The organism is Pseudomonas wadenswilerensis (assembly GCF_900497695.1).
Lineage (GTDB): Bacteria > Pseudomonadota > Gammaproteobacteria > Pseudomonadales > Pseudomonadaceae > Aquipseudomonas > Aquipseudomonas wadenswilerensis.
Window position 1 is genome coordinate 350,520 of the sequence record NZ_UIDD01000012.1, and the last position, 14,377, is coordinate 364,896.

The 14,377-nt window shown below is 62.3% G+C and carries 10 protein-coding genes; 8 read left to right on the forward strand and 2 right to left on the reverse strand.

Annotated features, from left to right (window positions below; genetic code table 11):
- The first annotated feature begins 51 nt into the window (after positions 1 to 51).
- The 3 genes from CCOS864_RS26360 to CCOS864_RS26370 all read left to right on the forward strand — a co-directional run bounded on the left by CCOS864_RS26360 (position 52) and on the right by CCOS864_RS26370 (position 3,531).
- The gene (locus tag CCOS864_RS26360) at positions 52 to 1,338 is read left to right on the forward strand and encodes a murein hydrolase activator EnvC family protein (protein ID WP_208644395.1); all 1,287 of its coding nucleotides are present in this window, start codon (positions 52 to 54) and stop codon (positions 1,336 to 1,338) included.
- An 87-nt stretch (positions 1,339 to 1,425) separates the two neighbouring features.
- Entirely contained in the window at positions 1,426 to 2,754 is a 1,329-nt protein-coding gene (locus CCOS864_RS26365; protein WP_115089314.1) for a S41 family peptidase, read from the forward strand.
- A gap of 9 nt (positions 2,755 to 2,763) precedes the next feature.
- The gene (locus CCOS864_RS26370) at positions 2,764 to 3,531 is read left to right on the forward strand and encodes a divergent polysaccharide deacetylase family protein (protein WP_115089316.1); all 768 of its coding nucleotides are present in this window, start codon (positions 2,764 to 2,766) and stop codon (positions 3,529 to 3,531) included.
- On the opposite strand, the gene CCOS864_RS26375 is transcribed toward CCOS864_RS26370, so the two are convergent.
- A complete protein-coding gene (locus CCOS864_RS26375; RefSeq protein WP_115089318.1) occupies positions 3,522 to 4,262 on the reverse strand; it encodes a substrate-binding periplasmic protein in 741 nt (246 codons plus the stop codon). The genes CCOS864_RS26370 and CCOS864_RS26375 overlap by 10 nt on opposite strands.
- A 139-nt stretch (positions 4,263 to 4,401) precedes the next feature.
- Between CCOS864_RS26375 and CCOS864_RS26380 the strand changes: the two genes are divergently transcribed.
- Positions 4,402 to 5,850: a trypsin-like serine peptidase gene (locus tag CCOS864_RS26380; protein ID WP_115089320.1), complete on the forward strand. Its 1,449-nt coding sequence runs from the start codon at positions 4,402 to 4,404 to the stop codon at positions 5,848 to 5,850.
- 63 nt (positions 5,851 to 5,913) lie between these two features.
- On the opposite strand, the gene betT is transcribed toward CCOS864_RS26380, so the two are convergent.
- Positions 5,914 to 7,917 (reverse strand): choline BCCT transporter BetT, encoded by a 2,004-nt coding sequence (gene betT / locus CCOS864_RS26385; RefSeq protein ID WP_115089322.1) that lies wholly within the window; start codon positions 7,915 to 7,917, stop codon positions 5,914 to 5,916.
- 422 nt (positions 7,918 to 8,339) lie between these two features.
- Here betT and betI point away from each other — a divergent pair, with 422 nt between their 5' ends.
- The 4 genes from betI (at position 8,340) to CCOS864_RS26405 (ending at position 14,339) form a co-directional block, all read left to right on the forward strand.
- On the forward strand, positions 8,340 to 9,005 hold the full coding sequence (gene betI, locus CCOS864_RS26390) for a transcriptional regulator BetI (protein ID WP_115089324.1): 666 nt from the start codon (positions 8,340 to 8,342) through the stop codon (positions 9,003 to 9,005).
- 31 nt (positions 9,006 to 9,036) lie between these two features.
- Positions 9,037 to 10,509, forward strand: coding sequence for a betaine-aldehyde dehydrogenase (gene betB / locus CCOS864_RS26395; protein WP_115089326.1), 1,473 nt, complete (start codon positions 9,037 to 9,039; stop codon positions 10,507 to 10,509).
- Positions 10,510 to 10,660: 151 nt separating this feature from the next.
- Entirely contained in the window at positions 10,661 to 12,352 is a 1,692-nt protein-coding gene (betA, locus tag CCOS864_RS26400; protein ID WP_115089328.1) for a choline dehydrogenase, read from the forward strand.
- 244 nt (positions 12,353 to 12,596) lie between these two features.
- Positions 12,597 to 14,339, forward strand: a complete 1,743-nt coding sequence (locus tag CCOS864_RS26405) for a potassium/proton antiporter (RefSeq protein WP_115089329.1) — start codon at positions 12,597 to 12,599, stop codon at positions 14,337 to 14,339.
- Positions 14,340 to 14,377: the final 38 nt, after the last annotated feature.

The window sequence follows — 14,377 nt, forward strand, 5'->3', positions numbered from 1 at the left end:
GCCTATGGCGGGCATACTAGGCCAGTCTCTATGCCTGGTGCCGCCCACCCCATGTTTCGCGCCCTGATCCTACTCGCCCTGTCTTGCCTGCTCAGCCCGGCCTTCGCCGATGAGCGCGCGCAAACCCAGCAACAACTGGACGCCACGCGCCAGGACATTACCGAGCTGAAAAAGATGCTTGGCAAGTTGCAGGAGGAAAAATCCGGTGTGCAGAAAGACCTGCGCTCAACCGAAACCGACATCGGCAAGCTGGAAAAGCAGGTGGAGGCCCTGCAACTCGAACTAAAAAAGACGGAAGGCGAACTGGAGCGCCTTGATACCGAGAAAAAAAAACTCCAGAGCGCCCGCATTGAACAGCAACGACTGATCGCCATCCAGGCCCGTTCGGCCTACCAGAATGGCCGCGAGGAATACCTGAAACTGCTGCTCAACCAGCAGAATCCGGAAAAATTCGCCCGCACCCTGACCTATTACGATTACCTGAGCCAGGCGCGCCTGACCCAGTTGCGCAACTTCAACGAGACCTTGCGCCAACTGGCCAACGTCGAGAAAGACATCAGCCTGCAACAAGCGCAGCTGCTGGCCCAGCAAGGCACCCTCGACAGCCAGCGCCAGGAGCTGGAGAAAGTCCGTACCGAGCGTAAAGAGGTGCTGGCCAAGCTCAACAATGACGTCAAGGCCCGCGACCAGAAGCTGCAGGCCCGTGAGCAGGACCAGGCCGACCTGAGCAAAGTGCTCAAGACCATCGAGGAAACCCTCGCCCGCCAGGCCCGTGAAGCCGAGGAAGCGCGGCAGAAGGCCCTGCTCGCCGCCCAGGAAGCGGAAAAACAACGCCAGCGCGAAGCCCTGGCCGCCAGCAACAGCGACGCGCCGAAGAAGCCCAAGGCTATTCCCGGCCCGCTGGTCTCCAGCAGTGGCGAAACCTTCGGTGGGGCTTTTTCTGCCGCACGGGGAAAACTTCCATGGCCTGTCAATGGTCGATTGCTGGCACGCTTTGGCGAAACCCGCGGCGATGACTCGCGAGCCAAGTGGGACGGGGTGATGATCAGCGCCTCCCAGGGCAGCCAGGTGCGCGCCGTGCATGGCGGCCGGGTGGTATTTGCCGACTGGTTGCGCGGCGCTGGACTTCTGGTCATTCTCGACCATGGTAATGGTTACCTGAGCCTGTACGGCCATAACCAGAGCCTGCTCAAGAGCGCCGGCGATGTGGTCAAGGCCGGTGAGGCCATCTCCACCGTCGGCAACAGCGGCGGCCAGAACAGCTCGGGGCTGTATTTCGCCATCCGCCAGCAGGGGCGCCCCAGCGACCCCGCACAATGGTGTCGTGCCCAGGGATAGGCAACACCCCCTATTTGACGGCGTAGCGCAACTTCGGGCTGCGCCGATGCTCTACGGAGCGCTACCAGGATCAGGAGTTCGTTCGACATGCTGCACTCGCCTCGCCTCACCTCGCTGGCCCTGACCATCGCCATGGTCATCGGCGCGCCCCTGGCCCTTGCGGCCGAGCCGGCCAAGCCCGCCGCGATTCCAGCGACAACGGTCTCGGCACCGTCGGCCAAGGCACCGCTGCCGCTGGAAGAGCTGCGCACCTTCGCCGAGGTCATGGACCGCATCAAGGCCGCGTATGTCGAACCGGTAGACGACAAGACCCTGCTGGAAAACGCCATCAAGGGCATGCTCAGCAACCTTGATCCGCACTCGGCCTATCTCGGCCCGGAAGACTTCCTCGAGCTGCAAGAGAGCACCAGCGGTGAGTTCGGCGGCCTGGGCATCGAAGTGGGCATGGAAGACGGCTTCATCAAGGTGGTCTCGCCGATCGACGAGACCCCGGCCTCGCGCGCCGGTATCGAAGCCGGTGACCTGATCGTCAAGATCAACGGCCAACCGACCCGTGGCCAGACCATGACCGAAGCAGTCGACAAGATGCGCGGCAAGGTCGGCGAGAAAATCACCCTGACCCTGGTGCGCGACGGCGGCAACCCGTTCGATGTAACCCTTGCCCGCGCGGTCATCCAGGTCAAGAGCGTCAAGAGCCAGATGCTCGAAGACGGCTACGGCTACATCCGCATCACCCAGTTCCAGGTCAAGACCGGCGAAGAAGTCGGCAAAGCCCTGGCCAAGCTGCGCAAGGACAACGGCAAGAAGATGCGCGGCCTGGTCCTGGACCTGCGCAATAACCCCGGTGGCGTCCTGCAATCGGCCGTGGAAGTGGCCGACCACTTCCTGACCAAGGGTCTGATCGTCTACACCAAGGGCCGCATCGCCAATTCCGAGCTGCGCTTCTCCGCCGACCCGGCCGACGCCAGTGAAGGCGTGCCATTGGTGGTGCTGATCAACGGCGGCAGCGCCTCGGCCTCGGAAATTGTCGCCGGCGCCCTGCAAGACCAGAAACGCGGTGTGCTGATGGGCACCGACAGCTTCGGCAAAGGCTCGGTGCAAACCGTGCTGCCGCTGAACAACGACCGCGCATTGAAGATCACCACGGCGCTGTACTTCACCCCCAACGGCCGTTCGATCCAGGCCCAGGGCATCGTTCCGGATATCGAGGTGCGCCGCGCCAAGATCACCGCCGAGCAGGACAGCGAGAACTTCAAGGAAGCCGACCTGCAGGGTCACCTGGGCAACGGCAACGGCGGCGCCGACCGTCCGTCGGGCAAGGGCGGCGGCGCCAAGCCTCGCCCACAGGATGATGATTACCAGCTCAGCCAGGCCTTGAGCCTGCTCAAGGGCCTGAGCATCACCCAGGGTAAATAAGGCCAGTTGATGCGTTACCTGCTGTTGGCCCTGTTGTACCTGATGAGCGGTGTCGCCCTGGCGGCGCCGACTCAACCGGGCAAGGCCTACCTGACGCTGATCATCGACGACCTGGGCCAGAACCCTGCGCGCGATTCACGCACCCTGGCCCTGCCCGGCCCGGTGACCCTGGCGATCATGCCCGACACCCCGCATGCCACGGCGTTCGCCCGCCAGGCCCACCGCGCCGGCAAGACGGTGATCCTGCACATGCCCATGGACCCGGCCACCGGCCCCTACGCCTGGCACCCCGGCACGCCGCTGCCGGAACTGGAGCGGCGGCTGAACGCAGCGCTCGACAAAGTGCCCTACGCCGTTGGCATCAACAACCACATGGGCAGCCGCATGACCGCGGAGCCTGCGGCCATGGCCTGGTTGATGGGCGAGCTGCAGCGCCGCGGCCTGTTCTTTGTCGACAGCCGCACCAGCGCCGCCACGGTTGCTGCCAAATCAGCGCAGAACATCAACCTGGCCAGTGTGTCGCGGGATGTATTCCTGGACGATGTACGCACCACCGAAGCCATTGCCGGCCAGCTGCAACAGGGCATTGCCCTGGCGCGCAAGCAAGGTTCGGCAGTGCTGATCGGCCATCCTTATCCACAGACCCTGGAAGTGCTCGAGCGCGAACTGCCCAAGCTCAAGGCCCAGGGCATCGAATGGATAGAAATTCAGCAGATGATCGCCGAGCGCAGCAATCGCGCGATGTCCGGCCACGGGCGCAACGGTATTTACAGGTAGCGGGCGAACGTCGCCTCGACAAAACCGTCACTGCGCATCTGCTCCAGCGCCTGCTGCAGCTTGTTCACCACCTCGTCCGGCACTTCACGGTTGAGCGCCAGGTACAGCTCGGCGCCGTGAAAACGCAGCACCGTCTTGAGCTTGCTCACCCCCACCTGGCGCGCCAGGTAGCGACCGGCCGGGTCGCCGCTGGCCCACAGGTCGATTTCGCCGTTCAGCAGTTTTTTCGCGTTGTCGCGGTCGCGCAGCACCAACACCGGGTTCAGGCCTTGCTTGGCCAGGTATTCGGCAATCGCATCCCCTTTATAAGCCCCGATACGATAACGCTTGGCTTCCTGCAGGCTGCTCAAGGCAATCGGGCTGCCCTCGGGGGCCAGCAAAATCCAGTCATCCGGCCCCAGCGGCCCGACCCACTTGAACAGCTTTTCCCGCTCGGGCTGGCGAGCCATGACGAAAACGCCGTAGCCGGGGGTTTGCAGGGCCTGCTCGTAGATGCGCTGCCAGGGGAAGCGCAGGGTCATGCTGTAGGGCACCTTGGCGCGCTTGAACATCTCGCGCACCAGGTCGGCGGCAATGCCATTGATGCCATCGTCGCGGGCAAAGCTCTTGCCGCTGATGGCCATGTTGTAGGGCGGGAAGTTTTCGGTGAGCAGCACCACAGGCTCGCTCGCGCGGGCGAGATAGCTGAACGACAGGCAGCTGCACAACAACAGGACAAGACGCTTGAACATGGTGGCACCGGGCTCCTTGGCAACGCCAAGAGTGCCGGGGCCTAGTGCGCCTGTCCAGCATGGCGCTCACTATCTATGTACCACACGCCGGTAGCGCGGCTTGCGAACACTTGCGCAGGCATACACAAGGAGGTTCACCATGCGCACGTTTTCCCGTCACTACCTGGGTGCCGCACTGGCGTGTTTAGCCTTGCAGGCAACCGCCGCGGACTATGGTCAAGGCCTGGCCGATCAGGCAGGCCCCGTCACCCTCGACAACGCCGACAACCAGAACGCTCACTGGAGCGGCATCGGCCGAATGTCCGCCGGATGTATCGGCACCCTGATTGATACCCGGGACCCCTGGACCGACAACAACGGGCCAGCCTACATAATTACTAACGGGCATTGCGCCAATGCAAAAAATGGCACGATTACTCATGACCAGCCAATAACCGGCACCATAGCCTTCAACTACTTCGCAGACACTGCCAGCAAACGCCAGGTCGTGGCCCTCAAGCGTCTGGTATGGAGCAGTATCCAGGGTGTCGACCTTGCGCTGCTGGAGCTTGACGCACCACTCAGGGCAGTCATGGAAACAGGCATCGTACCACTGAAAATAGACCCTCCCACTCCCGTTGGCAGCCCGATCCTGGTGGTCGGCGACCCCATCAATCCCGGCCTTGGATTACGCTTGAGCACCTGCACCATGCAAAAAGCCGACGCCCATGTCGAGCGCCCATGGGTGTGGCGCAACATTCTGCGTAATCAGTGCGCGGGAATGGATGACGGGGCCTCTGGCAGCCCCATCCTCAACCGCGCCAACAATAATATTGTCGGTCTGATCAACAGCACTTCATTCAGGTCATACAGACCATCGGCGTCAGAGGGGCTAAACTATGGCGTACCTATTACGCGCTTGTTTCGTTGCGGCATGGGCGGGCGAGCGGACTTAACCTTGGACGGCTGCGACCTGCTGCCGGGCTTCGCACTGGAGCAGCAGAATCCTAATGCATTCCAGCGTGTACACAAGATCGCTACAGCTGAGGACGGCAGCCCGCAGGTACCGTCATGGAATTATGAATTTATCATCGACACGCAGTTTTACCGTTACAAGACAACCCGGGATGCCCTGCAATGCGAGAACCCGGCTCATTACAGCGACACCCTGCCTGGGCCACGCGCCAAGATCGAAGATACTGTTGGCCCGGAGCCCGGGAGGCACTTTCTGTGTATCGTCGGCGTCGAGTCACCTGAGCAATGGGCCTCGCGCGCGCTAATGGCGAACAGCCTGAGCGTAGCCGTTGACCTGTACGAACAAGCCCCGGTACCAGAACCGTCCGTACTGATCGAGCCTCGGCGCTCCGGTGATATCAAAGTCACCTGGACCCTCGACCCACCCCATCTGGACACCTATCGGGCAAAGCGCGGCCCGATTGCCAGTACCGACTGTGCCGATGAGCGGGGCTACACGACTTTTTTCGGTAACCGCTCCGTCGTGTTCAAGGCGAACAAACTCCCGCAAAAACTCTGTACCTATTCGCAAGACATCATCAAACAACGCTCGCCTGTTCGCACCGACCTGCTGCCAGCCCCTGCCGCCGGCTGACAGCCGTCCATGAAAAAGGGCCCTGTTCCTGCGAACAGAGCCCTTCGGGTCCATCAGCCGTTATCAGCTATAGACACGCCCCAGCAACTGGCGGTGGCTTTCGAACTGATCGAGCACATCACGGGTGATCTGCTCCGGGGTGAAGCCCATCAGGTCGTATTCCTGGCTGCCGTTGTGCAGGTAGACCTCGGCGCGGTAGAAGCGCTGGCGCACTTCCGACTCGCCTTCTACCGGCGCTTCGCTCGGCGCGGCCAGGTAACCGTCCAGGCTTACTTCGTAAACGAACGGGTTGCCTTCTTCCATGTCGATGCGCAAGCCCATGGCCGAGCGCGACTGGCCGACCCGGGTCTGCACCTGGAAGCCCAGGGTCTGCAGCTGCGCGGCTGCTTCCTTGAGCGCCGGGCTGACGCGTTTGTCCATGAAACGCTGGACGATTGCCTGGGTCGGCTGCAGGTCCAGCTGGCTCAGGCGCTCGCTGAAACCGCGACGACCACGGGCAGCCAGTTCGGCCTGCTCCTGCTCGACCTGGCTGTCCTGTTTCATGGCCTTGTACAGGCCGAACATGAACAGCACCAGCACCACCGAGAACGGCAGCCCCGCCAGTACCACCATGGTCTGCATGGCTTGGAAGTTACCGGCTAAAAGCAAGCCGACGGTGACCACAGTGATGATCGCCGACCAGAGGATACGCAACCAGTTCGGCGCATCTTCGTCGACGTGGCCGCCTTTGCACGACAGGTTGGCCATCATCACCGCACCGGAGTCGGCCGGGGTCAGGAACAGCACGAAGCCTACGAAGATCGCCACACCGACTACGATCTTGGCGAACGGATAGTGCTCGAGCAGCTGGTAGATCGACATCGCCGGCTGCTCCAGCGCTGTTCGCCCGAGTTCCACCGCGCCCTGGTTCATCACCAGGTCCAGCGCCGAGTTGCCGAAGATCGACAGCCAGGCCAGAGTGAAGCCCAGCGGGATCAACAGTACGCCGGCGACCAGCTCACGCACGGTGCGACCGCGCGAGATACGGGCAATGAACATGCCGACGAATGGGCCCCAGGAAATCCACCAGGCCCAATAGAACACGGTCCACAGGCCCAGCCAGCGCTCGGACTTGGCACTGTCGCCCTCATAGACGTACAGGTCGAAAGTCTTCAGCACCGCGCCGTTGAGGTAGTCGCCGATGTTCTGCACGAAGCTGTTGAGCAGGTGCAGCGTCGGGCCGTTGAGCAGCACGAACAGCAGCAGGCCGCTGAACAGGATGATGTTCAGGTTGGACAGGCGGCGGATGCCGTTCTCCACACCCGACACGGCGGCGATGGTCGCCACGGTGCTCATCACCAGGATCACGATCAGCAGGTTGGTGTCGCTGTGCTGCATGCCGAACAGGTACTCAAGGCCCGAGGACACCTGCATCGAACCGATACCCAGGTTGGTCACCAGGCCCAGCAGGGTCACGAACATGCCGAAGATGTCGACGGTGTGGCCCGCGGCACCCTTGACCCAACGCTCGCCGACCAGCGGGTACAGCGCCGAGCGCAGGGCCAGCGGCTGATTGTGGCGGTAGGCGAAGTAGGCCACGGCCAGACCGACCAGAGCATAGATTGCCCAGCCATGCAGGCCCCAGTGCAGGAAGGTCAGCTGCAGGCCTTCACGGGCCGATTGCAGGCTGGCCGGTGCGCCTTCAGGCGGGTTGAAGTAGTGATCCAGCGGCTCGGACGCGCCGAAGTACAGCAGCGAGATACCGATACCGGAGGAGAACAGCATCCCGGCCCAGGCACCATAGCTGAAGTCCGGCTTGTCATCCTTGCCGCCAAGCTTGAGCTTGCCGAAATTGGAGAAGGCCAGAACGATGACGAACAGCAGGTAGCCGCCAATCACCAGCATGTAGTACCAGCCGAAGCTGCGCGACAACCAGGCCTGGGCCTGGTTCAGCACGCGGCCGGCGGTTTCGGGAACTGCGATCAGCAAGGCAGTCAACAGCAGGATCAACAACGTCGAGGTGAAGAACACCACGCCATTGACCCGGACCCTCTCGGCAGGGGTCTTGATTAGGGAGGCAGAACTCATTGCACATAGGCTCCGGGCAGTGCGAGAGAAACACGAAACAACCGTTACCCGAGCAAATGGTGCAATAGCCCCACTGCTCCAGGTGTTATAAAAGCACCTTGAAAAAACCGTGATCCCGAATCGATTGCGTTGAAAAAAACAGGCCGAAAACCCCGTCCCGAGGGTTGGCCGCGCGGTGCTATACCGTTCGGCAGGTCTGCTCAACGCGCCGTTTACACCCGTCAACACCTTGTATTCCGGGGGTTCCACGTCTTTTTGGGGTGCCAATTTGTGCAAGCCGCAGGTAGGAAAAACCTGTCAATTGCACAGATTGTCGCAGAGCTTATTCTTTGTTGATTGAACGTTCAATCAAAACAAAATAGACTGGCCTTCGCCGAGGCAGCCGCTCGTCGACTGCTCGCAGGCCTGAGGAGATTTGCAAGATGCCCAAGGTCGGTATGCAACCCATTCGCCGCCAGCAGTTGATCGAAGCCACATTGATGGCCATCGACCAGGTCGGCATGGGTGACGCCAGCATTGCGCTGATCGCCCGTTTGGCCGGTGTGTCGAATGGCATCATCAGTCACTACTTTCAGGACAAGAACGGCCTGATCGCAGCGACCATGCGGTACTTGATGAGCGTGCTGAACGAGAACGTCGTCGCCAACCGGCAGGCGCTCAAGGACACCAGCCCGCGCGCCCACCTGCAGGTGATCATCGAAGGCAACTTCGACGCCAGCCAGGTCAACGGCCCGGCAATGAAAACCTGGTTGGCCTTCTGGGCTTCCAGCATGCACCAGCCGTCTTTGCACAGGTTGCAGCGGATCAACGATCACCGCTTGTATTCCAACCTGTGCTGCCAGTTCCGCCGCGTCCTGCCGCTGCCTGATGCACGCACCGCGGCCCGTGGCCTGGCAGCGTTGATCGACGGTCTGTGGCTGCGCGGTGCGCTGTCCGGAGACGCTTTCGACACCGACCAGGCGAAACAAATCGCTTACGAATACATGGATCTACAACTGGCGAAACAGACGAGCCCGGACACGCAAAACCAGGCCTCTGAACCACCGCGCGCCGCGATTGCCAAACAAGCAGGAGCGCTGCACGGATAGCCAAACACACATATGCACTTGCGAGGACACTATGGCCCGTTTCGAACTGCAAAAACTCTACATTGATGGTGGTTATGTCGACGCTTCCAGCGACGCTACCTTCGACGCCATCAACCCGGCCAACGGCGAAGTCCTCGCCCAGGTGCAACGCGCTACCGAAGCCGACGTCGAGCGCGCTGTAGAAAGCGCCGAACGTGGCCAGAAAATCTGGGCCGCCATGACCGCCATGCAGCGTTCGCGCATCCTGCGCCGCGCCGTCGACATCCTGCGTGAGCGCAACGATGAGCTGGCCGCCCTGGAAACCCTGGACACCGGCAAGTCCTACTCCGAAACCCGCTACGTCGACATCGTCACCGGCGCCGACGTGCTGGAATACTACGCAGGCCTGGTACCGGCCATCGAAGGCGAGCAGATCCCGCTGCGCGACAGCTCGTTCGTCTACACCCGCCGCGAGCCGCTGGGCGTGACCGCCGGTATCGGCGCCTGGAACTACCCGATCCAGATCGCCCTGTGGAAATCCGCACCTGCCCTGGCGGCCGGTAACGCGATGATCTTCAAGCCGAGCGAAGTCACCTCGCTGACCACCCTGAAACTGGCCGAGATCTACACCGAAGCCGGCCTGCCGGACGGCGTGTTCAACGTTCTGACCGGCAGCGGCCGCGAAGTCGGCACCTGGCTGACCGAGCACCCGCGCATCGAGAAAATCTCCTTCACCGGCGGCACCACCACCGGCAAGAAGGTCATGGCCAGCGCCTCGAGCTCGACGCTCAAGGAAGTCACCATGGAACTGGGCGGCAAGTCGCCGCTGATCATCTGCGACGACGCCGACCTCGATCGCGCCGCCGACATCGCCATGATGGCCAACTTCTACAGCTCGGGTCAGGTCTGCACCAACGGCACCCGCGTATTCGTCCCTGCCTCGATGAAAGCGGCTTTCGAAGCCAAGATCGCCGAGCGCGTTGCCCGCATCCGCGTTGGCAACCCTGAAGACGAAAACACCAACTTCGGCCCGCTGGTCAGCTTCGCCCACATGGAAAGCGTGCTGGGCTACATCGCCAAGGGCAAGGAAGAAGGTGCACGCGTTCTGTGCGGCGGCGAGCGTCTGACCGAAGGCGAACTGGCCAAGGGCGCGTTCGTGGCACCTACCGTGTTCACCGACTGCCGTGACGACATGACCATCGTCAAGGAAGAGATCTTCGGCCCAGTGATGAGCATCCTCTCCTACGAGAGCGAAGAAGAAGTCATCCGCCGTGCCAACGACACCGAATACGGCCTGGCCGCGGGCGTGTGCACCAACGACATCAGCCGCGCCCACCGCATCATCCACCAGCTGGAAGCCGGTATCTGCTGGATCAACGCCTGGGGCGAGTCGCCAGCCGAAATGCCGGTCGGCGGTTACAAGCAATCCGGTGTCGGCCGTGAAAACGGCGTGAGCTCGCTGGCTCAGTACACTCGCATCAAATCCGTTCAAGTTGAGCTGGGTTCCTACAACTCGGTGTTCTGAAGCGACAAGCTTCAAGCGGCAAGCTGCAAGTCAAAGCCGGTGCGTGTTGCGCCAACCGGCTCTTGCAGCTCTCACTCATTTGCGAGCCTCGCACGACCGCATTTTCTTGCGGCTTGTAGCTTGAGGCTTGCAGCTGCTTTCGGAGAAAGCCATGGAATATGACTACATCATCGTCGGTGCCGGCTCTGCCGGTAACACCCTGGCGACCCGCCTGACCGAAGACGAAGGCGTAACTGTCCTGCTGCTCGAGGCCGGTGGCCCTGACTACCGCATGGACTTCCGCACCCAGATGCCAGCCGCGCTGGCCTTCCCGCTGCAGGGCCGCCGCTACAACTGGGCCTACGAGACCGACCCGGAGCCGCACATGGACGGCCGCCGGATGGAATGCGGTCGCGGCAAGGGCCTGGGTGGCTCGTCGCTGATCAACGGCATGTGCTACATCCGCGGCAACGCCATGGATTTCGACGGCTGGGCCAAACTGCCAGGCCTGGAAGACTGGACCTACCTGGACTGCCTGCCGTATTTCCGCAAGGCGGAAACCCGCGACATCGGCGCCAACGATTACCACGGCGGCGAAGGCCCGGTCAGCGTGACCACGCCGAAAGCCGGTAACAACCCGCTGTTCCACGCCATGGTCGAAGCCGGCGTGCAGGCCGGTTACCCGCGCACCGAAGACCTCAACGGTTACCAGCAGGAAGGTTTCGGCCCGATGGACCGTACCGTGACGCCTAAAGGCCGTCGCTCCAGCACCGCCCGCGGCTACCTGGACACCGCCAAGAAGCGCTCGACCCTGACCATCGTCACTCACGCCCTGAGCGATCGCGTGCTGTTCGACGGCAAGCGCGCTGTTGGCGTGAGCTACCTGGTCGGCGCCAGCGAAGAACGCGTCGAAGCCCGTGCACGCAAGGAAGTGATCGTCTGCTCCGGCGCCATCGCTTCGCCGCAACTGCTGCAACGCTCCGGCGTTGGCCCGCGCGCCCTGCTGGAAAGCCTCAACGTGCCTGTGGTTCATGACCTGCCAGGCGTGGGCGAGAACCTGCAGGATCACCTTGAGCTGTACCTGCAATACGCCTGCACCCAGCCGGTTTCGCTGTACCCGTCGCTGCTCTGGTACAACCAGCCAGCCATCGGTGCCGAGTGGCTGTTCAAAGGCACCGGTATCGGCGCCAGCAACCAGTTCGAAGCCGGTGGTTTCATCCGTACTCGCGAAGAGTTCGAATGGCCGAACATCCAGTACCACTTCCTGCCGGTTGCGATCAATTACAACGGCAGCAACGGCGTACAGGAACACGGCTTCCAGGCCCACATGGGTTCGATGCGCTCACCTAGCCGCGGCCGTATCCAGCTCAAGTCCAAGGACCCGCGCCAGTACCCGAGCATCCTGTTCAACTACATGGCGACCGAGCAGGACTGGCAGGAATTCCGTGATGGCATCCGCCTGACCCGCGAAATCATGGCCCAGCCTGCGCTGGACGCCTACCGTGGCCGCGAAATCAGCCCGGGCGCCGACGTGCAGACCGACGAGGAACTGGACAAGTTCATCCGCGAGCACGCCGAAACCGCGTTCCACCCGTCCTGCTCGTGCAAGATGGGCGACGACGACATGGCGGTGGTCGACGGCCAGGGCCGCGTGCATGGCATGCAGGGTCTGCGGGTGGTCGATGCCTCGATCATGCCGATCATCATCACCGGCAACCTCAACGCCACCACGATCATGATCGCCGAGAAAATCGCCGACAAGATCCGCAACCGCCAGCCGCTGCCGCGTAGCACCGCCAAGTACTACGTCGCCAACGGCACGCCGGTCAAGGGCAAGGCGATGCGTGAGGTCAAGCAGGCCTAAAATCCTGCAACGCCCATCGCTGGCAAGCCAGCTCCCACAAGGGCTGTACCATTCCTGTGGGAGCTGGCTTGCCAGCGATGGCGTCAGCGCAAGCAACACAAAGAAGGCACCTTGCGAGGTGCTTTTTTTGTACCCGCGATTAACCCTTTACACCCCGCCAACCCCTCAGGTTAGAATCCTTGGCACGCGACCTGCTTATCGAAAGCAAGCCGCCCCCTTCCTGCTTTCCCCCGGAGTACTGCCTTTGGATGCGTCCACCATCAATAGCCTGTTCTTGATCGGCGCATTGCTGGTAGGTGCAAGTATTCTGGTCAGCTCACTTTCTTCACGTCTGGGCATCCCGATCCTGGTCATCATCCTCGCGGTCGGCATGATTGCCGGGGTCGATGGCGGCGGCATCATCTTCAACAACTACCCGACCGCCTACCTGGTGGGCAACCTGGCACTGGCGGTGATCCTTCTCGACGGCGGCCTGCGCACGCGGGTGGCGAGTTTCCGCGTGGCCCTGTGGCCGGCGCTGTCGCTGGCCACGGTGGGCGTACTGATCACTACCGGCTTGACCGGCATGGTTGCCGCCTGGCTGTTCGACCTGAGCATCATCCAGGGCCTGCTGATCGGCGCCATCGTCGGCTCCACCGATGCCGCGGCGGTGTTCTCGCTGCTCGGCGGCAAGGGCCTGAACGAGCGGGTTACGGCAACCCTCGAGATCGAATCGGGGAGCAACGATCCGATGGCGGTGTTCCTCACCGTGACCCTGATCGACATGATTGCCAGCGGCCAGACCGGCCTGCACTGGAGCCTGCTGACTCACCTGCTGCGCGAGTTCGGCATCGGCGGCCTGCTGGGCCTGGGTGGCGGCTGGCTGATGCTGCAACTGGTCAACCGCATCAACCTCGCTGGCGGCCTCTATCCGATCCTGGTGGTGGCCGGCGGCCTGGTAGTGTTCTCGCTGACCAACGCCCTGCACGGCAGCGGCTTCCTCGCCGTGTACCTGTGCGGCCTGGTGCTGGGCAACCGGCCGATTCGCAGCCGCCATGGCATCCTGCACATGCTCGACGGCATGGCCTGGCTGGCGCAGATCGGCATGTTCCTGGTCCTCGGCCTGCTGGTGACGCCTCACGACCTGCTGCCGATCGCATTGCCGGCGCTGGGCCTGGCGCTGTGGATGATCATCTTTGCCCGGCCACTGTCGGTGGCCGCCAGCCTGCTGCCGTTCAAGGCCTTCCATGGCCGCGAAAAAGCCTTTATCTCCTGGGTTGGCCTGCGCGGCGCGGTACCGATCATTCTTGCGGTGTTCCCGCTGATGGCCGGGCTGCCCGATGCCCAGCTGTTCTTCAACCTGGCGTTCTTCATCGTGCTGGTCTCGCTTTTGGTCCAAGGCACCAGCCTGCCGTGGGTGGCCAAACTGCTGAAAGTGACAGTACCGCCAGACCCTGCGCCAATTTCCCGTTCGGCCCTGGAAGTGCACATCACCAGCGAGTGGGAACTGTTCGTCTATCGCCTGGGCGCCGAAAAATGGTGCATCGGTGCCGCCCTGCGTGAGCTGAAAATGCCCGAAGGCACCCGCATCGCGGCCCTGTTTCGCGGCCAGCAACTGCTCCATCCGTCGGGAAGTACCACCCTGGAAGTCGACGATCTCCTCTGCGTAATCGGCCACGAACACAACCTGCCGGCCCTCGGCAAGCTGTTCAGCCAGGCTCCGCAGCGCGGCCTCGACCTGCGCTTCTTTGGTGACTTCGTGCTCGAAGGTGACGCAGAACTGGGGGCTGTAGCGGCGTTGTACGGTTTGAAGCTCGACGGCCAGGACCCGCACACGCCGCTCAGCCGCTTCATTGCGCAGAAGGTTGGTGGCGCGCCAGTGGTCGGCGACCAGATCGAATGGAACAGTACCTTGTGGACTGTTGCGGTCATGGAAGGGAACAAGATCCTCAAAGTGGGCGTCAAATTCCCCGAAGGTACTCGACCCGGCCCTGGGTTGTTCCTTTAAACTCCGTTCTTCGCCTCTGCCTGTACGAATTTTCTGCC

Bases quoted from the DNA above. Each gene is read 5' to 3' on its own strand.
- CCOS864_RS26360 (WP_208644395.1), top strand. From the start codon at position 52: ATGTTTCGCGCCCTGATCCTACTCGCCCTGTCTTGCCTGCTCAGCCCG.
- CCOS864_RS26365 (WP_115089314.1), top strand. From the start codon at position 1,426: ATGCTGCACTCGCCTCGCCTCACCTCGCTGGCCCTGACCATCGCCATG.
- CCOS864_RS26370 (WP_115089316.1), top strand. From the start codon at position 2,764: ATGCGTTACCTGCTGTTGGCCCTGTTGTACCTGATGAGCGGTGTCGCC.
- CCOS864_RS26375 (WP_115089318.1), bottom strand. From the start codon at position 4,262: ATGTTCAAGCGTCTTGTCCTGTTGTTGTGCAGCTGCCTGTCGTTCAGC.
- CCOS864_RS26380 (WP_115089320.1), top strand. From the start codon at position 4,402: ATGCGCACGTTTTCCCGTCACTACCTGGGTGCCGCACTGGCGTGTTTA.
- betT (WP_115089322.1), bottom strand. From the start codon at position 7,917: ATGAGTTCTGCCTCCCTAATCAAGACCCCTGCCGAGAGGGTCCGGGTC.
- betI (WP_115089324.1), top strand. From the start codon at position 8,340: ATGCCCAAGGTCGGTATGCAACCCATTCGCCGCCAGCAGTTGATCGAA.
- betB (WP_115089326.1), top strand. From the start codon at position 9,037: ATGGCCCGTTTCGAACTGCAAAAACTCTACATTGATGGTGGTTATGTC.
- betA (WP_115089328.1), top strand. From the start codon at position 10,661: ATGGAATATGACTACATCATCGTCGGTGCCGGCTCTGCCGGTAACACC.